Below are 18,239 nucleotides of genomic sequence, written 5' to 3' on the forward strand. Positions count from 1 at the left end.
TTTCAGTACGCTCACAGGGTGTAATTGCCCGCACAACGAAAGGACATCCATGGCCTTCGACATCAGCCTCCCCGCCCGCGGCACCACGGTGCGCACAACCCTCGGCGAAAGCGCCCCGTCCGGCGCGGCGCTGCTCATCCCCGTCGCTCACGGCGAGGATGGCATCGAGGTTCCCGTCACCGCTCTCGCCCCGAAGGGCCTGCTGGAGGCGCTGGTTGCGGTCGGTGCCAAGGGCACCGAGGGCGAGGTGACGCGTCTGCTTATCGACGACCACGTGGTCACCGCATTCGGCCTCGGCGACGCCTCCGAGATCGACGACGAAGCTGTCCGCCGCGGCGTGGGCGCGGCCGCTCGCACCTTGAACGACGTGGAGCGCGCCGCCATCTCCGCCGAGTTCGGCGTCGCCCCCGTGGTAGAGGGCCTGCTGCTGGGCGGCTACACCTACACCGGTCTGAAGTCCCAGACCGAGGTCGATAACGACGAGAACTCCGATGCCGAGACGCCGCAGACCACCGAGGTCACCGTCGTCCGCGCCGACGAGGCCGAGTACAACGCCGCGGTGATTGTCGCCGAGTCCGTGAACCTGGCGCGCGACCTGGTCAACACCCCTGCGAACTACCTCTACCCGGAGTCCTACGCCGGCGTCATGGGCGAGGTCGCCTCGACGGCCGGCCTGGACATCGAGGTGCTGGACGACACCGCGCTGGAAGAGCAGGGCTTCGGCGGCATCCTGTCCGTGGGCCGCGGATCCTCGCGCGCGCCGCGCCTGGTGCACCTGACCTGGGCACCGTCAGATGCATCGACGAAGGTCGCGCTGGTTGGCAAGGGCATCACTTTCGACACCGGCGGCATCTCGCTCAAGCCCGGCTCCGGCATGGAGGACATGATCTCGGATATGGGCGGCTCCGCAGCACAGCTCGCCGTCATCGCCGCGGCCGCGCGCCTGGAGCTGCCGGTGCGCGTCGACGCCTGGCTGCCCCTGGCGGAGAACATGCCGTCCGGCACCGCCACCCGCCCGGGTGATGTGATCACCCACTATGGCGGCATCACCAGCGAGGTCATCAACACCGACGCCGAGGGACGCCTCGTGCTTGCCGACGCCGTCGCCCGTGCCTGCGAGGACGCCCCCGCCTACCTCATCGAAACGGCGACGCTCACCGGCGCGCAGCTGGTGGCGCTGGGCAACCGCACCGCAGGCGTGATGGGCTCCGATAAGTTGCGCGACCTCATCGCCGAGACCGGCCGTGGCGTGGGCGAGCAGGCCTGGGCCATGCCGCTGCTGGAGGAGCAGGAGGACGAACTGAAGTCCCCCATCGCCGACATCCGCAACACCCACAACGCGCGTACCGGCGGCATGTTGTTCGCGGGCCTGTACCTGTCCCGCTTCGTGCCGGAAGACATCGAGTGGGCGCACATCGACATCGCCGGCCCCGCCTGGAACGGCGTCGCTCCCTACGGATACACCCCGAAGCGTGCCACTGGCGCGCCTGTGCGGACGATTGTGGAGACGTTGTCGCGCCTCGTCGATAAGCAATAGCGCTCTCGCAAAAGTTGACATGCGCGCCCGGCAATAAGCCCCTGACCTGCAGGTGAAGATCTGCTAGTTCGGGGCTTTTGTCAGATTTTGCGAGTTTCGTTTACCTGCTGGGGTCGCCGTAGGGATTCTCGCCGCGCTCGAACCGGGCGCGGCGCTGCCTTTGTTCCTCGCGCTTGCGCAGGATGCGCTCCTGCTCGATTTTACGGCGCATGCGGTCGGGGTAGCCGGTCTCCTCGACGTCGTAGAGCATGATGCCCAGCATGTCGGCCACCTGGTCGATGCCCTTGGGCCCGCCGATGCGGCGGCGGGTGTAGTTGCCTTTCTCGTCCACGAGGACGACGGACATCTCGTTGACCATCGTTTCCGGCTCGACAAAGCCCTCGACGTACGCACGGCCGGTGACCCAGTCGCGCAGGTACTGCGCATCGTCCGGACGGATCGTCTCCCCCGGCGCGCGGGGCGGTTTAAACGTCGTGGACTTCTTGCCTTTGCCGAACAGGTTGAACACGTCCCACATCATACGGTGCACCTCGGGCAGGAAAGGTCACCCCTTGGGCAACGTGCGGGGCGTGTTACAGGTACGCTTTGTGCCTGTATAGCTTCCAACGTTTCAATGAGGAGACTTAAGAAATGGCGCACTCAGTTGAGATGCCCGAGCTGGGCGAATCGGTCACCGAAGGCACGATCACCACGTGGCTGAAGGAAGTCGGCGACACGGTCGAGGTGGACGAGCCGCTGCTCGAGGTCTCCACCGACAAGGTCGACACCGAGATCCCGTCCCCGGTCGCAGGCGTGATCCTGGAGATCAAGGCCGAGGAGGACGACACCGTTGAGATCGGCGACGTGATCGCCGTCATCGGCGAGGAGGGCGAGGAAGCAGACTCCTCCTCCGACAAGAAGGAAGACAAGGAAGAGGCTGAGGAGCCGGCCGAGGAGAAGGCTGAGGCGCCGAAGAAGGAAGAAAAGCCCGCCAAGAAGGCCTCCGGCGACGCCACCGACGTGGAGATGCCGGAGCTGGGCGAGTCCGTCACCGAGGGCACCATCACCACCTGGCTGAAGGAAGTCGGCGACGAGGTCGAGGTCGACGAGCCGCTGCTCGAGGTCTCCACCGACAAGGTCGACACCGAGATCCCGTCCCCGGTCGCGGGCACCCTGATCGAGATCCTGGCTGAGGAGGACGACACCGTCGAGGTCGGCGATGTCATCGCCCGCGTCGGCGACGCTGATGCCGCCGGCTCCTCCGATGACGAGGATGAGGACGACGGCGCTGCCGAGGAGAACGTCGCAGACGAGGACGAGAAGGTCGAAGAGGACAACTCGGCCGAGGGCGAGGGCGACAACCCGGAGGACGCCCCGAAGAAGGACGAGAAGAAGTCCTCCCCGAAGAACAAGAAGGGCTCCGGTGAGGGCACCAAGGTGGAGATGCCGGAGCTCGGCGAGTCCGTCACCGAGGGCACCATCACCACCTGGCTGAAGGAAGTCGGCGACATGGTCGAGGTCGACGAGCCGCTGCTCGAGGTCTCCACCGACAAGGTCGACACCGAGATCCCGTCCCCGGTTGAGGGCACCATCCTGGAGATCCTCGCCGAGGAGGACGACACCGTCGAGGTCGGCGATGTCATCGTGATCATCGGCGACGCTGAGGCTGCTGCGGAGGCCGACGACACCGACGAGCCTGAAGAGGCTGAGGAGCCGGCCGAGGAGAAGGCTGAAGAGAAGCCGGAACCGAAGGAAGAGAAGAAGCCGGAGCCGAAGAAGGAAGAGCCGAAGGCTGAGAAGACTGAGAAGGCCGAGTCCAAGAACGCTTCCGCGAAGGTGAACAACGGCGACAACGTCCCGTACGTCACCCCGCTGGTGCGCAAGCTCGCCGACAAGCACGGCGTTGACCTGAACTCGGTTGAGGGCACTGGTGTCGGCGGTCGCATCCGCAAGCAGGACGTCCTGGCGGCTGCCGAAGGCAGCAAGCCCGAGGGCACATCCGCTTCCTCGTCTGCGACGAAGGGCGACGAGAAGGCGGCACCGAAGGGCGAGCGCGCCAACTGGTCCACCAAGTCTGTGGATCCGGCGAAGGCGGAGCTCATCGGCACCACCCAGCGTGTGAACCGCATCCGCGAGATCACCGCAGCGAAGATGGTGGAGTCCCTGCAGACCACCGCGCAGCTGACCCATGTGCAGGAAGTCGACGTGACCCGCGTTGCGGAGCTGCGCAAGAAGGTCAAGCCGGCATTCGTCGAGAAGCATGGCGCAAACATCACCTACCTCGCCTTCTTCATCAAGGCCACGGCCGAGGCGCTGGTCTCCCACCCGAACGTCAACGCTTCTTACGACGCTGACGCGAAGGAGATCACCTACCACTCCGACGTCAACATCGGCATCGCCGTGGATACCCCGATGGGTCTGCTGGTTCCGGTGATCAAGAAGGCGCAGGACATGAACCTGGCCGAAATCGCGAAGGCGATCACCGACCTGGCGTCCCGCGCACGCGACAAGAAGCTGCGTCCGGACGACCTGTCCGGTGCTACCTTCACCGTGACCAACATCGGTTCCGAGGGCGCGCTGCTGGACACCCCGGTGCTGACCCCGCCGCAGGCCGGCATCCTGGGCACCGCCGCGATTGAGAAGCGCCCGGTCATCGTGACCGAGGACGGCATCGACTCCATCGCGATCCGCCAGATGTGCTACCTGCCGTTCACCTACGATCACCAGCTGATCGACGGTGCGGACGCGGGCCGTTTCGTCACCACTATCAAGGACCGCATCGAGGAGGGCGATTTCGAGGCTGACCTCGACATCTAACCCCTGAACGCGCTGAACCCGGCACCGTTTTTCGGTGCCGGGTTTCGTCGTTTTTTGGCATACAGTGGTGGTATGCCTGACACGTTCAAATCATTTCGTAACGCCACCGACCACTTCATGCGGGAGGCCCTCGGCGGCCTTGTCGCCGCGCACCCGTGCGCGCAGTGGCACGACGAGGGCTTCGTGGGGCTTTTGCTTGACGACGCCACCAAAGGCGAACAACGAGTAGCCGTCATCTCCGGCGGCGGGTCCGGCCACGAGCCGATGCACGCCGGCTTCATCGGCTCCGGCATGCTGGATGCGGCCTGCCCGGGCCTGTTGTTCACCTCCCCCAACGCGGTGCAGATCGGCGCTGCCACCGAGTGGGCGGACCGCGGCAAAGGCGTGGTGCACGTGGTGAAGAACTACACCGGCGACGTGATGAACTTCACCGTGGCGGCCAACCACGCCGACGTCGAGGTGGCGCAGGTGCTGGTGGACGACGACGTTGCAACAGAGATCGACAACGATGATTCGCCGGGCCGCCGCGGCACCGGAGCGACGGTGATTGTGGAGAAGATCGCCGGCGCGGCCGCCGCGCGCGGCGACGACCTGCAGGCGGTGGCGGAGGTAGCCCAGCGCGCGGCGGATCAGTCCCGCAGCATGGCGGTGGCGCTGCAGCCAGGCCACTCCCCGACCTCGGACCGCGCCACGTTCGACTTGGCGGACGGCCAGATCGAAATCGGCGTGGGCATCCACGGCGAGCCGGGCGTGGAGCGCCGCGACATCGCCGGCGCGCAGCCCACCGCGGCGGCTCTCGTGGAAGAGCTGCTGGACGGCATCCTCTCATCACTCGGCAACCCCAGCGGCGAGGTGATGCTCTTCGTCAACGGTCTCGGCGGCACGAGCCAGCTGGAGCAGGACTTGATCTTCGGCGAGGCGCTCAAGCGGCTGACGGACCGCGGGCTGAAGGTGCGCCGCGGCATGCGCGGCACGCTGGTGACCTCGCTGAACATGGCGGGCATCTCGCTCACGCTCACCGTGCTCGACGACGAGCTCATCGAGCTTATCGACGCCTCTACCGCCGCCCCCGCCTGGCCCGGCACCGTCAACAACCCGGAGTATGCCGAGGCGATCCTGGTGGACAACGAGACCCAGCCGGACAGCGGCGAGGAGAACGCGTGGCTGACGCGCTTTGTCGAGCGCCTGGGCGCCAGCTACGACGACCTGACTGCCCTGGACCGCGAGGCCGGCGACGGCGACTTCGGCCAGAATATGGAGGCGGCCTTTGGTGACGTCGACACGCCTGTGCGCGGCGCGGACGCGGACGTGTTGAACTTTTTCGCCCACCGCATGCTGGTGCGCGCCGGCGGCACCTCGGGTGCGGTGCTGGGCACCTTCTTCCGCCAGATGGCCGACGCGTTCGAGGGCGTGGATTCGCGCGACGCGGACGGCAGCGCATTCGCCAAGGCGCTCGCGGAGGGGCTTGAGCGCGGGGTGGACGCCATCACGCAGCTCGGCGGCGCGAAGGAGGGCGACAACACGCTCGTCGACGCCCTCGCCCCCGCCGCACGCGCCGCGAAGGACGCCTCCGGCAGCGTCGACGAGGTGCTCGCACAGGTCTTCGCCCCGGCGGTCGAAGGTGCGAAGGCGACCCGCGGCATGCAGGCGACAAAGGGCCGCGCGTCGTATCTCGGCGAGAGCGCGAAACACGTGCCGGATCCGGGTGCGATCGCGGTGACGTGGCTGTTCGGTGAAGCGGGTGTGGACGAGTTCTAAAACGGGCTTTCGGCAGCTGAGAAACAGCTAAGCTGTCGCGTGGTTGTACGACCCGATTTTTCAAGGAGCCCTCTTTTGGATTACATCTCCCGTCATATCGGCCCAGACCCGGCAGAACAGCAGAAAATGCTGGATACGCTGGGCTACGATTCCATCGATGCGCTGATCACCGCGGCGGTGCCCTCCGGCATCCTGGCGGACAAGCCGCTCGACCTGCCGGAGGCGTTGACGGAATACGAGGCCCAGGACCGCCTGCGCGAACTCGCTGACAAGAACACTGTGCTGCGCGCGTTTTACGGTCAGGGGTTCTCCTCCACCCTGACCCCGCCCGTGATCCGCCGCGGCGTGGTGGAGGACGCCGGCTGGTACACGGCCTACACGCCGTACCAGGCCGAGATTTCGCAGGGCCGCCTCGAGGCGCTGCTGAACTTCCAGACCATGGTGCAAGATCTCACCGGTCTGGACATCGCGAACGCATCGCTTCTCGACGAAGCATCCGCCGCCGCCGAGGCAGTCGGGCTGATGTCCCGCGTGGTGAAGAAGGGCCGCCGGGTACTTCTGGATTCGCGTCTGCACCCGCAGGTGATCAAGGTCGCCTCCGAGCGTGCCCGCGCGATCGACCTGGAGGTCGAGGTGGCCAACCTGGCTGAGGGCGTGGTCGGCGAGGACCTCGTCGGTGCAGTTTTCGCCTACCCGGGCACCGAGGGCGACATCGTGGACCCGCGCCCGGTGATTGAGGCGATCCACGAGCGCGGCGGCCTGGTCGCCGTCGACGCCGACATCCTGGCTCTGACGCTTCTTGAGTCCCCCGGCGAGTTCGGCGCGGACATCGCAATCGGCACCACCCAGCGCTTCGGCGTGCCGCTGTTCTACGGCGGCCCGCACGCGGCCTACATGGCGGTGCGCGAGAAGCTGCAGCGCCAGATGCCGGGCCGCCTGGTGGGCGTGTCCAAGGACACCGAGGGCTACCCGGCCTACCGCCTGGCCCTGCAGACCCGCGAGCAGCACATCCGCCGCGAGCGCGCCACCTCCAACATCTGCACCGCCCAGGCGCTTTTGGCGGTGACCGCATCCATGTACGCCGTCTACCACGGCCCTGAAGGCTTGAAGGACATCGCGCACGCCGTGCACCAGCGCGCCGCGGACTTCGCGGCGTCGCTTGAGGCCGCCGGCGTAACAGTCAAGCACGCCGAGTTCTTCGACACGGTGGCGGTTGAGGTTGCGGGGGCACCGGAGGTCGTCGCAAAGCTGGCGGATGCTGGGTACCTGGTCCGCGCAATCGACGAGACCACCGTCGGCGTGTCCTTCGGCGAGGACACCACCGACGCCGACGTCGAGGCGCTGCTGGCGGGCTTCGGCGCTTCCGTCGCCGAGGGCGCCGCTCGCATCCCGGCGGCGCTCGAGCGCACCACCGAGTTCCTCACCCACGAGACGTTCAACCGCATCCACTCCGAGACGCAGATGATGCGCTACATCCGCACGCTCGGCGACAAGGACCTCGCGCTGGACCGCACGATGATCCCGCTGGGCTCGTGCACCATGAAACTCAACCCCACCGCCGGCCTGGAGGCGATCACCTGGCCGGGGTTCGCCAACGTGCACCCCTACACCCCCGACGAGTACACCGAAGGCTGGCGCGAGCTTATCGACGAAATCCGCGCCTGGCTGGTGGCAATCACCGGCTACGCCGAGGTGTCAGTGCAGCCGAACTCCGGCGCGACCGGCGAGCTGGCCGGCCTGCTGGCCATCCGCGCGTACCACGTGGCCAACGGCGACGCCGAGCGCGACATCTGCCTCATTCCGGCCTCCGCGCACGGCACGAACGCGGCGTCGGCGACGCTGGCGAACCTGCGCGTCGTGGTGGTGAAAACCGCGGACGACGGCTCCATCGACCTGGCGGACCTGGACGCGAAGCTGGAAAAGCACGCCGACTCCGTGGCCGCGATCATGCTCACCTACCCCTCCACCCACGGCGTCTACGAGGAAGACGTGCGCGTGGTTTGCGACAAGGTGCACGCGGCCGGCGGGCAGGTCTACATCGACGGCGCGAACATGAACGCTTTGACCGGCATCGCCCGCCCGGGCGACTTCGGCGGCGACGTCAGCCACCTGAATCTGCACAAAACGTTCACCATCCCGCACGGCGGCGGCGGCCCAGGCGTGGGCCCGATCGGCGTGGGCGAGCACCTGATCCCGTTCCTGCCCGGCGACCCGACCGCAGCTGACGGCGAGGGCGGCGTGCCGGTGACCTCCACCCTGTACGGCTCCGCTGGTGTGCTGCCGATTTCCTGGTCGTACATCGCCATGTCCGGTGCCGCGGGACTGCGCAGCGCCACCGAGCACGCCGTTTTGGGCGCGAACTACATCGCGCGCGAGCTGAACGATTCTTACCCAGTGCTCTACACCGGCAACGACGGCCTGGTCGGCCACGAGTGCATCCTGGACCTGCGCGAACTCACTGACGCCTCCGGGGTCACCGCAGCGGATGTGGCCAAGCGCCTGATCGACTACGGCTTCCACGCACCCACCCTCGCCTTCCCGGTCGCCGGCACGCTGATGGTGGAGCCGACCGAGTCCGAGGATGTAGCCGAGCTGGACCGCTTCGTCGAGGCGATGCGCGCCATCCGTGCGGAGATCCAGGAGATCATCGACGGCGAAGTAGAGTACGAAAACTCCGTCGTGCACAACGCGCCCTACACCGCCGAGAGCGTGATCCGCTCCGAGTGGCCGTACGAGTTCACCCGCGAGAAGGCCGCCTACCCGGTGGATTCGCTGGTGCACGCGAAGTACTTCCCGCCGGTGCGGCGTATCGACGAAGCCTTCGGCGACCGCAACTTCCAATGCTCCTGCCCGCCGCCGGAAGCCTTCGACACCGAAACCGAATCCTAAGGAGGAACACACATGCCACAGACCCCGCTGCACGCCACGCACGAAAAGCTCGGTTCGAGCTTCACCGATTTCGGCGGCTGGGAGATGCCGCTGAAGTACGGCTCGGAGCTGGAGGAGCACCGCGCGGTACGCACCGACGTGGGCATCTTCGACCTGTCCCACATGGGCGAGATCACCATCCAGGGCCCCGACGCCGCCGCGTTTTTGGACTACGCGCTGATCTCCAACTTCACCGCGCTCAAGGACGGCAAGGCGAAGTACTCCATGATCGTCGCCGAGGACGGCGGCATCATCGACGACCTGATCACCTACCGCTTCAGCAAGAACCACTTCATGGTCGTGCCCAACGCCGCGAACACCAACGCGGTGTGGGCGGCGTTTGAGGCGCGCCAGGGCGACTTCGAGGTGCAGCTCAGCAACAATTCCGAGGCGTTCGCGCTGGTTGCGGTCCAGGGCCCGCGTGCCCTCGAGGTGTTGGAACCTTTGCTTAGCGACGACGCCTCCGCCCTTTCCTACTACTCCGGCGCGTGGATGACCCTCGACGGCGTAGAAACGTTCGTCGCCCGCACCGGCTACACCGGCGAGGACGGCTTCGAGCTGTTCTGCGCCCGCGAGGACGCGCAGAAGGTGTGGGACGCCGTGATCGGCTCCGGCACCCCGTGCGGCCTGGCGGCGCGCGACTCGCTGCGCCTGGAGGCCTCAATGCCGCTCTACGGCCACGAGCTGACCGCCGAGATCACCCCGGTGGAGGCCGGCATGGGCCGCGCCTTTGCCAAAAAGGAGGCGGACTTCGTGGGCAAGGACGCGCTAACCGGCCGCGAGCCGAGCGTGGTCATCGCGGGCCTTACCTCCGAGCAGCGCCGCGCCGCCCGCGAGGGCGCCGAGGTCTTCCTCGCAGGCTCGGACGAGAACATCGGCGTGGTCACCTCCGGCCAGCCGTCGCCGACGCTGGGCCACCCGGTTGCGCTCGCGCACCTGGACCCGGCGCATGCTGAAGAGGGCACGGAAGTGGAAATCGACATCCGCGGACGCCGTTACCCGTTTACTATTGCACCGACCCCGTTTTACTCCCGAAAGGACGCATAACCATGGAGCTGAAGCAGGACTTCTACTACTCCGAGGACCACGAGTGGATCAACTCCACCCCGGACGAGGCCGCCGGCAAGACCGTGCGCGTGGGCATCACCCACGTCGCCGCTGACCGCCTCGGCGAGGTTGTCTTCGCGGAGCTTCCGCAGGTGGGCGACACCGTCACCGCCGGCGAGACCTGCGGCGAGATCGAGTCCACCAAGTCCGTCTCCGACCTGTACTCCCCGGTCACCGGCACGGTCACCGCGGTCAACGAGGACATCGACGGCGCCTACGAAGCCATCAACAACGACCCGTACGGCGAAGGCTGGCTCTTCGAGGTGGAGGTCGAGGAAGTCGGCCCGCTGATGACCGCCGACGAGTACGCCTCCTCCAACGGCGTGTAGTTCCCGCCGGGGACTAGGGTTGGAGGGCATGACTGCCCCGCGCGACCCGTTTTTCCCCGCCGACAAATCCATCCGAGCCTCAGCCGCGCCCATTGATGTGCGCGAGCTGGGGCTCGTGGACTATCAGGAGGCCTGGGATCTCCAAGCAGACATTGCTTCTCGACGGGCCAAAGGCGAACTGCCCGACACCGTGCTGGTCCTCCAGCACCCCTCCACCTTCACCGCCGGCAAGCGCACGCAGCCGGAAGACATGCCCGACCCCGCCTACCCCGTGCCCGTGGTGCCGGTGGACCGCGGCGGGCGCATCACCTGGCACGGCGAGGGCCAGCTGGTGGTCTACCCGATTATCAAGCTCGCGGAGCCGGTGGACGTGGTCGACTACGTGCGCCGCTTAGAGGAGGCGCTCATCCAGGTCGTGCGCGACGCGGGCGTGGCCACGGCGGGCCGGGTCGACGGCCGCTCCGGGGTCTGGGTGCCGGAGGAGACGAAGGCGGTGGCCCCGGAGGCGTCGACACGCGAGCGCAAAATTGCTGCCCTGGGCATCCGCATCACCCGCGGCGTGACCATGCACGGCCTCGCCTTGAACTGCAACAACACCCTCGAGCACTACGAGCACATTGTCGCCTGCGGCATCGACGACGCCGACGTGACCACCCTGTCACTCGAGCTCGGCCGCGACATCACCCCGGCCGATATGGCCGCGCCGATGGTGCGCGAACTGGAGCGGGCGCTGTCCGGCGAACTGGTCGTGGCGGACCACACATTCGCCACCCGACCGGACCCCTCGAAGGGTTTGACACGGAAGGTACGGTAAGTGGCGTGACTGTAGCACCAGAAGGCCGCAAGCTCTTGCGCGTTGAGGCGCGCAATTCCGAAACACCGATTGAGAAGAAGCCGCGGTGGATCCGCAACTCCGTCAAGACCGGTCCCGAATACGAGGACATGAAACAAAAGGTCAAGGGCGCGGGTCTGCACACCGTGTGCCAAGAGGCGGGCTGCCCCAACATCCACGAGTGCTGGGAATCGCGTGAGGCGACCTTCCTCATCGGCGGGTCCCGCTGCTCCCGCCGCTGCGACTTCTGCGACATCGCCTCCGGCCGCCCGGACCCCCTGGACCGCGACGAGCCGCGCCGCGTGGCAGAAGAGGTGCAGAACCTCGAGCTGAACTACTCCACCATCACCGGTGTCACCCGCGACGACCTCGACGACGAGGGCGCCTGGCTCTACGCCGAGGTCGTGCGCAAGATCCACGAGCTCAACCCGCACACCGGCGTGGAAAACCTCACCCCGGACTTCTCCGGCAAGCCGGACCTGCTCCAGGAGGTCTTCGAGGCCCGCCCCGAGGTCTTCGCGCACAACGTGGAGACTGTCCCGCGCATCTTCAAGCGCATCCGCCCGGCGTTTCGCTACGAGCGCTCCCTCGACGTCATCCGCCAGGCCCGCGACTTCGGGCTGATCACTAAGTCCAACCTGATCCTCGGCATGGGCGAGACCCGCGAGGAAGTCCTCGAGGCACTGCACGACCTGGTGGACGCAGGCTGCGACATCATCACCATTACCCAGTACCTGCGCCCCGGCCCGACCTACCACCCGATCGACCGCTGGGTGAAGCCGGAAGAGTTCATCGAGTACCGCGACGCCGCCTACGAAATGGGCTTCGGCGCCGTCATGTCCGGCCCGCTGGTGCGCTCCTCCTACCGCGCCGGCAAGCTCTACGTCGAGGCGATGGCGCACCGTGGTCTCGAGCTGCCGGAGAACCTGAAGCACTTGGCGGAAACGTCGCAAGGCGACACTGCGCAAGAAGCCTCCACCCTGCTGAAGAAGTACGGCGCATCTGCCGACCACCCAGTGGAGACCCGCTAGGGTCTTTGGCCCGCGTCTTAGCTGTGGCATACAGTTATGTCCATGGCTAAGACGCAGGACAAGGAAGCGGCGAAAGCCGCCAAGAAAGAACAGCGCGCCGCGAAGCGCGCCAAGGGCAAAGCAACCCGCTCGCAGCTCAAGCAGGCGTTTGACATCCAGCGCAAGCGCGACAAGGCGCTCATCCCCATCATGCTCGCCTGCGTGCTGGGTGGCGGGCTGCTGTTCTTCCTCCTCGGCCTGTGGTGGGGCGCGAAGTGGTTCTGGCTGATCATGGGCCTGATCCTGGGTGCCGTGCTGGCGATGTTCATCTTCTCCCGCCGCCTGGAAAAGTCCATGTACGACGAGGTCGGCGACACCCCCGGCGCCGCAGGCTGGACGCTGGAGAACATGCGCAACACGATGGGCATCGTGTGGCAGACAAAAACCGGCGTACAAGCCAACACCCATATGGACACCGTGCACCGCGTGGTGGGCAACCCGGGTGTCGTGCTCGTCGGCGAAGGCAACCCGAACCGCCTTAAGTCGCTGATGAGCAAGGAGCACAAGCGCGTGGAGCGCTTGCTTGCGGGCGTGCCCGTCTACGAGGTCTACGCCGGCGAGGGCGAAGGCCAGGTGCGCAACCGCGACCTGCAGAAGCACCTGCTCAAGTTGCCGAAGAACTACCAGAAGAACGAGGTGTACAGCCTCGCCGCGAAGCTTGACGCGATGGATTCCCGCGGCCGCGGCGCCCAGGCCGCTGGTCTGCCGGGCGGCCCCCTGCCGAAGCAGGCACAGAACATGGCGGGCATGAACCGCAAGATGCGCCGCATGCAGGAGCGCAAGGGCGGAAAGTGATCGAGCACAACCCCGGCATGGACGCCGAAGCGAACACCTGTCTTCGCTTCGGCGTCTTGTTGTTGTCCGCCGGCGCGTCCGGCTACCGCGTGATCCGCGCGGTGAAGCGCTGCGCGCGCTCGGTGGGCTTCGACGACGCCGACGTCATCGTCGGCTTCAACACCATCAGCTGCACGTTCCACCGCGGCCAGCAGTTCCGCACCGCCGTATCCGACGTGCCGCTGCCGGGTGTCAACGCCTCGCGCATCGAGGCGTTGGAGACCGCGGCACACTCGCTTCTGCAGAGCTACCGCACGCCCGAGGTCATCGATGCGGTACTCGACGAGATCGAGCGCATCCCATCTCCACGCTGGGGCCTTTGCCTATCGACGTTCGCCGCCGGACTCGCCTGCGCCGGATTCGCAGTACTGAACCAGTTCGGGCTCGCCACCGCCGCGCTGGTGTGCGTCGCGGCGATGCTGGGCCAGCTGGTGCGGGCGTTTTTGCACAAGGCGCACTTCAACCTCATCGGCATTACGATGGCTGCGTCGTTTGTGGCATCGTCAGCGTTCTTGCTGCTTGACCGGGTTTTGCCGCTTGCGAGCGTGGCCTCCCCCGGTTTCATCGCCGCGGTGCTGTTTCTCATCCCCGGCTTCCCGCTGTTCACCTCGTTTGTGGACCTCGCCCGCTTCGACTTCACCGCCGGGATCCCGAGGCTGTTTTTCGCCCTCGAGATCATCGTGGTGATCATGCTGACCGTCTCCGTGGTCGCGATGCTCTCCGGCACCCCGGAGCTGCCGTCGGCGGCGGTGCCGAGGTCGGCGGAATTCATGGCCGCAGGGGCGCTCGCCAGCTTCGTCAGTGTGGGCTGCTTTGCGTTGCTGTTCAACTCGTCGAGACGCATGGCGCTCATCGCCGCCACCCTCGGGATGGCGGCCAACGTCGCACGGCTCGCCCTGCTTGCGGATGGGGTGCGCTCGTATCTGGCCGCCTTCGTCGCCGCCCTGATCATCGGCGTCGCCGGCGGGCTTTTGGGCCGGGTGGCGAAGGTGCCCCGCACCACCGTGACCATCCCGGCGGCGGTGGTGATGATCCCCGGCCCCGTCATCTACGCCGCAGTGCACAACTTCGCCGACGGCGACATCCTCAACGCGCTGTCGAAGTTCACCGAGGTGTCGTTCGTGGTGCTGTTCATCGCCGGCGGGCTCGCCGTGGCGCGCATGCTCACCGACCCGAACTGGGCGATGTACCGCTACATCGACTTCGACCACGAACTCGTCGGCGAGGAACGCCCCATCAACAACTAGGTGCGGATGACCGTCGTGGTGGTCGCGCGGTCGTGCATGCCGCGCCCGTCGGCGTCCACAAGCGCCGCCGGCAGCACAAAACCGGTGAGGATTGTGCGCACGGCCGCGCGCCACAGCCCCACCGGGGCCTCCTTGTCCACGCGCGCCACACCCATGCCCAGCGCCGCCATGCCCGGCGTGCGGGAGAACAACCAGCCGCACACGATGCCCAAAACGATCCACAGCAGGTACGTCGCGGTGTAACGGTCCCCCAGCGCCGACGTGTTCGCCGTGATCAGCGACGCAGCCACCGCGCACAACGCCCAGTCGATGAACACCCCGCCCATACGGCGCAGCACCGACGCCTGCGAGCCCGTCCCCTCCTTCGGCATCCCTAAAAACTGCCCCGGGTACTCAGGCAAGGTGTCCTTGCCGGAGAATTGGTTCGGGATTTCGGGGCCGTCGTGCCAGTTTTGTCGTCGAGAAGCAGCCATGCCTTCCGAGCGTAGTGTCACGCGCGCGTAGACTTGAAACCGTTATGTCCGACACACAACGAGGAGTACCACCCGTGTCCTTCGACAACATCGAAGATGTCAAAAAATTCATCGCTGACGAGGAGGTGGAATTCGTCGACGTGCGCTTCACCGACGTGCCCGGCATCGAGCACCACTTCTCCATCCCGGCATCGATGTTCGACGAAGACGTGATGGAAGAAGGCCTCGCCTTCGACGGCTCCTCCATCCGCGGCTTCACCACCATCGAAGAATCCGACATGACCCTCATGCCGGACCTCGCCACCGCCAAGCTCGACCAATTCCGCGGCTCCAAGACCCTGAACGTGAAGTTCTTCGTCAACGACCCGTTCACCCACGAGCCGTTCTCCCGCGACCCGCGCAACGTGGCCAAGAAGGCGGAGGAATACCTGCGCTCCACTGGCATCGCCGACACCTGCTCTATCGGCGCCGAAGCGGAGTTCTACCTGTTCGACTCCATCCGCTACGAGGTGGAGGGCCACTCCGCGTTCTACGAAATCGACGCCGAAGAAGGCTGGTGGAACCGCGGCAACGAAGTCGAAGCCGACGGCTCGCCGAACCTCGGCTACAAGAACCGCTGGAAGGGCGGCTACTTCCCCGTCGCCCCGCACGACAAGACCGTCGCGGTGCGCGACGCGATGGTGCGCAACCTCGCCACCGCCGGCTTCGACATCGAGCGCTTCCACCGCGAGGTGGGCAACGGCGGCCAGCAGGAAATCAACTACCGCTTCAACACCCTGCTGCACGCGGCCGACGACCTGCAGGACTTCAAGTACATCATCAAAAACACCGCCACGCTGTACGACAAGACCGTCACATTCATGCCCAAGCCGCTCGCCGGCGACAACGGCTCCGGCATGCACGCCCACCAGTCGCTGTGGAAGGACGGCGAGCCGCTGTTCTACGACGAGTCCGGCTACGGCGGCCTGTCCGACATCGCCCGCTGGTACATCGGCGGCCTGCTCGAGCACGCCGGCGCGGTGCTGGCGTTTACCAACCCGACGCTGAACTCCTACCACCGCCTCGTGCCGGGCTTCGAGGCGCCGATCAACCTGGTGTACTCCCAGCGCAACCGCTCCGCCGCGATCCGCATCCCGATCACCGGCGCGAACCCGAAGGCCAAGCGCATCGAGTTCCGCGCACCGGACCCGTCGGGCAACCCGTACCTCGGTTTCGCGGCGATGCTCATGGCGGGCATCGACGGCATCAAAAACCGCATCGAGCCGCACGCCCCGGTGGACAAGGACCTCTACGAGCTGCCGCCGGAGGAAGCCAAGGACATCCCGCAGGCACCGACCTCGCTGGAGGCCGCGCTGAAGGCCCTGGAGGAGGACCACGACTTCCTCACCGAAGGCGACGTGTTCACCGAGGACCTCATCGAGACCTACATCAAGCTCAAGTACGACAACGAGATCACCCCGGTGCGCCTGCGTCCTACCCCGCAGGAGTTCGAGATGTACTTCGACTGCTAGGTTTGCATAGCCTGACCTGCACTAAGGCAGGCCGAACTTCCTTGCGGGGGTGCCCCGGCGGGGTGATGATTGGATCATGACTGATCTGATGAACCGTCCTCACCCCGACTGCCCCGGGGATTGTCCGGGGACGGCGGAACGGGGCGTCGATAGGCATGAGCCCGGCACCGGCGAGCGGCTGAACCGCCTGCGCGCCGCTGTGTTGGGCGCGAACGACGGCATCGTCTCCACCGCCGCCGTTGTCGTCGGCGTGGCGGGTGCGACGTCCGATGCGACCACGATCGCGATGTCCGGCCTGGCCGCGGTGATCGGCGGCGCGGTGTCGATGGCGCTGGGCGAGTACGTCTCGGTCTCTTCACAGCGCGACTCCGAGCGGGCCATCGGGCTCGCTGAGGAGATGCAGGTCAACCCGTGGTCCGCAGCCATCGCGTCGTTCCTGTCGTTCCTGCTCGGTGCCGCACTGCCCTTTGCGACGGCGCTGCTCGCCCCCGCATCGTGGCGCATCGCCGCGATCTTCGTGCTGACCCTGGTGGCACTCGCGTTGACGGGCGCGCTGTCCGCGAAACTCGGCGAGGCCCCGGTCGCACGCTCGGTTACCCGCATCGTGGTCGGCGGCACCATGGCACTGGCGGCCACATTCGCCATCGGCTCGCTGTTCGGGGCGAACGTGGGTTAGAAACACACCGCGGTCCAACAGTGACCTGCCCAACCAGCTCCCGGCCTCATCGGTGCAAAACCGCAGGTCGGGTTTTGTGCGTCCGGGGGTTGTTTCGGTACAACGGGGCCCGCCTGGTGAGCCGCGCAAGCACCTTTGCCAAAAAGGGATTACCATGCGCTGAGTGACTGACAAGTTCCGCCAACTGCCCCCGCCCGGCCCCGCATGGGGCGGCAGCCTCATGGGCACCTCAATCGTGTCGCGACTGCTCGTGGAGATGGACCACCAGTTCTTCGCCGCCGTCTTCGCCGCGATCGCATGCTTCATTCTCGTTGTGCTCGTGTTCGGGTTCGCGCGCTACCGCCACCCCAGCTTCGAGCGCACCACCATGGCGGAATGGTCGATGTTCTTCATCGGCATCCTCGCACTCGGCGCGGCGCTTTCCGGGCTTACCGACGAGGGCGTCTACCGCCTCATCGGCTTCTGGATCGGCGCCCCCGTCACCACCATCACCTGGGCCATCCAACTCAGCCGCTTCGAAGGCGCGCCGAAGTTCACCTGGGGCCTGCCGTTGGTCGGCCCGATGATTTCCGCGTCGGTGGCCGGCTGGCTCGCCCGCGACTACGGGCAGTTCTACCACGTGCTCGGCACCGTGTTCTTCCTCATGTCCCTGTTCACCGCGGTGCCGACGTTCGCCCGCGTGTACTGGGCGGCGTGGCACGGCAAGGTGGACCTTTCGGGGCCGCTCTCGGCGACAGCTTGGGTGCCCCTGGGCGTGATCGGGCAATCCACCACCGCGATGCAGATTCTCTACCCGGGCAAGGTCTCGATCTACTACGGCTACGTCGCGCTCGTGCTGGCCATCCCGCTGGGTATTTGGGCGATGTGGAACTTCTACCCCAATGTCGCGCGCTGGGTGGAGTACACACCTGCCTGGTGGGCGTGCACCTTCCCGCCCGGCACGGTGAGCATGGGCGGACACCAGGTGGCGCTTGTCAACGGTTCGCACTGGCTCGACGTGGTGGCGCTGACTCTCCCGTTCTTGCTCATCGTGCACTGGTCGCTGTGCTCCGGTCGTTTCATCAGCTGGGTGCTTGAGGGGCGGCGCTAAAAACGGCATGCCGGTATGTCCCGCCGCGTGGGGCGGGGTGTCTGGGGTGCG

General features: G+C 66.5%; 15 protein-coding genes. 13 read left to right on the forward strand and 2 right to left on the reverse strand.

Features of this window, described 5'->3' with window-relative positions:
- Nucleotides 1-49: 49 nt before the first annotated feature.
- A complete protein-coding gene (locus tag CAFEL_RS07635; RefSeq protein WP_194559583.1) occupies nucleotides 50-1,537 on the forward strand; it encodes a leucyl aminopeptidase in 1,488 nt (495 codons plus the stop codon).
- Between the two features lie 100 nt (nucleotides 1,538-1,637).
- On the opposite strand, the gene CAFEL_RS07640 is transcribed toward CAFEL_RS07635, so the two are convergent.
- Nucleotides 1,638-2,045, reverse strand: a complete 408-nt coding sequence (locus tag CAFEL_RS07640) for an oxidoreductase (RefSeq protein ID WP_194559848.1) — start codon at nucleotides 2,043-2,045, stop codon at nucleotides 1,638-1,640.
- 122 nt (nucleotides 2,046-2,167) lie between these two features.
- Between CAFEL_RS07640 and sucB the strand changes: the two genes are divergently transcribed.
- From sucB to CAFEL_RS07685, 9 genes are all read left to right on the forward strand, one after another.
- Nucleotides 2,168-4,333, forward strand: a complete 2,166-nt coding sequence (gene sucB / locus CAFEL_RS07645) for a 2-oxoglutarate dehydrogenase, E2 component, dihydrolipoamide succinyltransferase (RefSeq protein ID WP_194559584.1) — start codon at nucleotides 2,168-2,170, stop codon at nucleotides 4,331-4,333.
- Nucleotides 4,334-4,405: 72 nt separating this feature from the next.
- On the forward strand, nucleotides 4,406-6,091 hold the full coding sequence (locus CAFEL_RS07650) for a dihydroxyacetone kinase family protein (RefSeq protein ID WP_194559585.1): 1,686 nt from the start codon (nucleotides 4,406-4,408) through the stop codon (nucleotides 6,089-6,091).
- A gap of 75 nt (nucleotides 6,092-6,166) precedes the next feature.
- On the forward strand, nucleotides 6,167-8,980 hold the full coding sequence (gcvP, locus tag CAFEL_RS07655) for an aminomethyl-transferring glycine dehydrogenase (protein ID WP_194559586.1): 2,814 nt from the start codon (nucleotides 6,167-6,169) through the stop codon (nucleotides 8,978-8,980).
- Between the two features lie 12 nt (nucleotides 8,981-8,992).
- Entirely contained in the window at nucleotides 8,993-10,066 is a 1,074-nt protein-coding gene (gene gcvT / locus CAFEL_RS07660) for a glycine cleavage system aminomethyltransferase GcvT (protein WP_194559587.1), read from the forward strand.
- 2 nt (nucleotides 10,067-10,068) lie between these two features.
- Complete coding sequence (gcvH, locus tag CAFEL_RS07665; RefSeq protein WP_194559588.1) at nucleotides 10,069-10,455, forward strand: glycine cleavage system protein GcvH; 387 nt, start codon at nucleotides 10,069-10,071, stop codon at nucleotides 10,453-10,455.
- Between the two features lie 28 nt (nucleotides 10,456-10,483).
- Entirely contained in the window at nucleotides 10,484-11,269 is a 786-nt protein-coding gene (gene lipB / locus CAFEL_RS07670; RefSeq protein ID WP_194559589.1) for a lipoyl(octanoyl) transferase LipB, read from the forward strand.
- A 5-nt stretch (nucleotides 11,270-11,274) separates the two neighbouring features.
- The gene (lipA, locus tag CAFEL_RS07675; protein ID WP_194559590.1) at nucleotides 11,275-12,318 is read left to right on the forward strand and encodes a lipoyl synthase; all 1,044 of its coding nucleotides are present in this window, start codon (nucleotides 11,275-11,277) and stop codon (nucleotides 12,316-12,318) included.
- A 42-nt stretch (nucleotides 12,319-12,360) separates the two neighbouring features.
- Nucleotides 12,361-13,152, forward strand: coding sequence for a DUF4191 domain-containing protein (locus CAFEL_RS07680; RefSeq protein WP_194559591.1), 792 nt, complete (start codon nucleotides 12,361-12,363; stop codon nucleotides 13,150-13,152).
- Nucleotides 13,149-14,438, forward strand: a complete 1,290-nt coding sequence (locus CAFEL_RS07685) for a threonine/serine exporter family protein (protein WP_194559592.1) — start codon at nucleotides 13,149-13,151, stop codon at nucleotides 14,436-14,438. Before CAFEL_RS07680 ends, CAFEL_RS07685 begins: the two co-directional genes overlap by 4 nt.
- On the opposite strand, the gene CAFEL_RS07690 is transcribed toward CAFEL_RS07685, so the two are convergent.
- A complete protein-coding gene (locus CAFEL_RS07690) occupies nucleotides 14,435-14,911 on the reverse strand; it encodes an RDD family protein (protein WP_194559593.1) in 477 nt (158 codons plus the stop codon). The two genes, CAFEL_RS07685 and CAFEL_RS07690, sit on opposite strands and share 4 nt — an antisense overlap.
- A gap of 44 nt (nucleotides 14,912-14,955) precedes the next feature.
- Here CAFEL_RS07690 and glnA point away from each other — a divergent pair, with 44 nt between their 5' ends.
- From glnA to CAFEL_RS07705, 3 genes are all read left to right on the forward strand, one after another.
- Nucleotides 14,956-16,422, forward strand: a complete 1,467-nt coding sequence (gene glnA / locus CAFEL_RS07695; protein ID WP_228496184.1) for a type I glutamate--ammonia ligase — start codon at nucleotides 14,956-14,958, stop codon at nucleotides 16,420-16,422.
- A gap of 76 nt (nucleotides 16,423-16,498) precedes the next feature.
- Nucleotides 16,499-17,098, forward strand: a complete 600-nt coding sequence (locus CAFEL_RS07700; protein ID WP_228496185.1) for a VIT1/CCC1 transporter family protein — start codon at nucleotides 16,499-16,501, stop codon at nucleotides 17,096-17,098.
- A 163-nt stretch (nucleotides 17,099-17,261) separates the two neighbouring features.
- Nucleotides 17,262-18,188 carry a TDT family transporter gene (locus CAFEL_RS07705; RefSeq protein WP_194559595.1) on the forward strand — a complete coding sequence of 309 codons (927 nt, stop codon included), beginning with the start codon at nucleotides 17,262-17,264 and terminating at the stop codon, nucleotides 18,186-18,188.
- The last annotated feature ends 51 nt before the right edge of the window (nucleotides 18,189-18,239 follow it).

It is taken from the genome of Corynebacterium afermentans subsp. lipophilum (genome assembly GCF_030408375.1).
Lineage (GTDB): Bacteria > Actinomycetota > Actinomycetes > Mycobacteriales > Mycobacteriaceae > Corynebacterium > Corynebacterium lipophilum.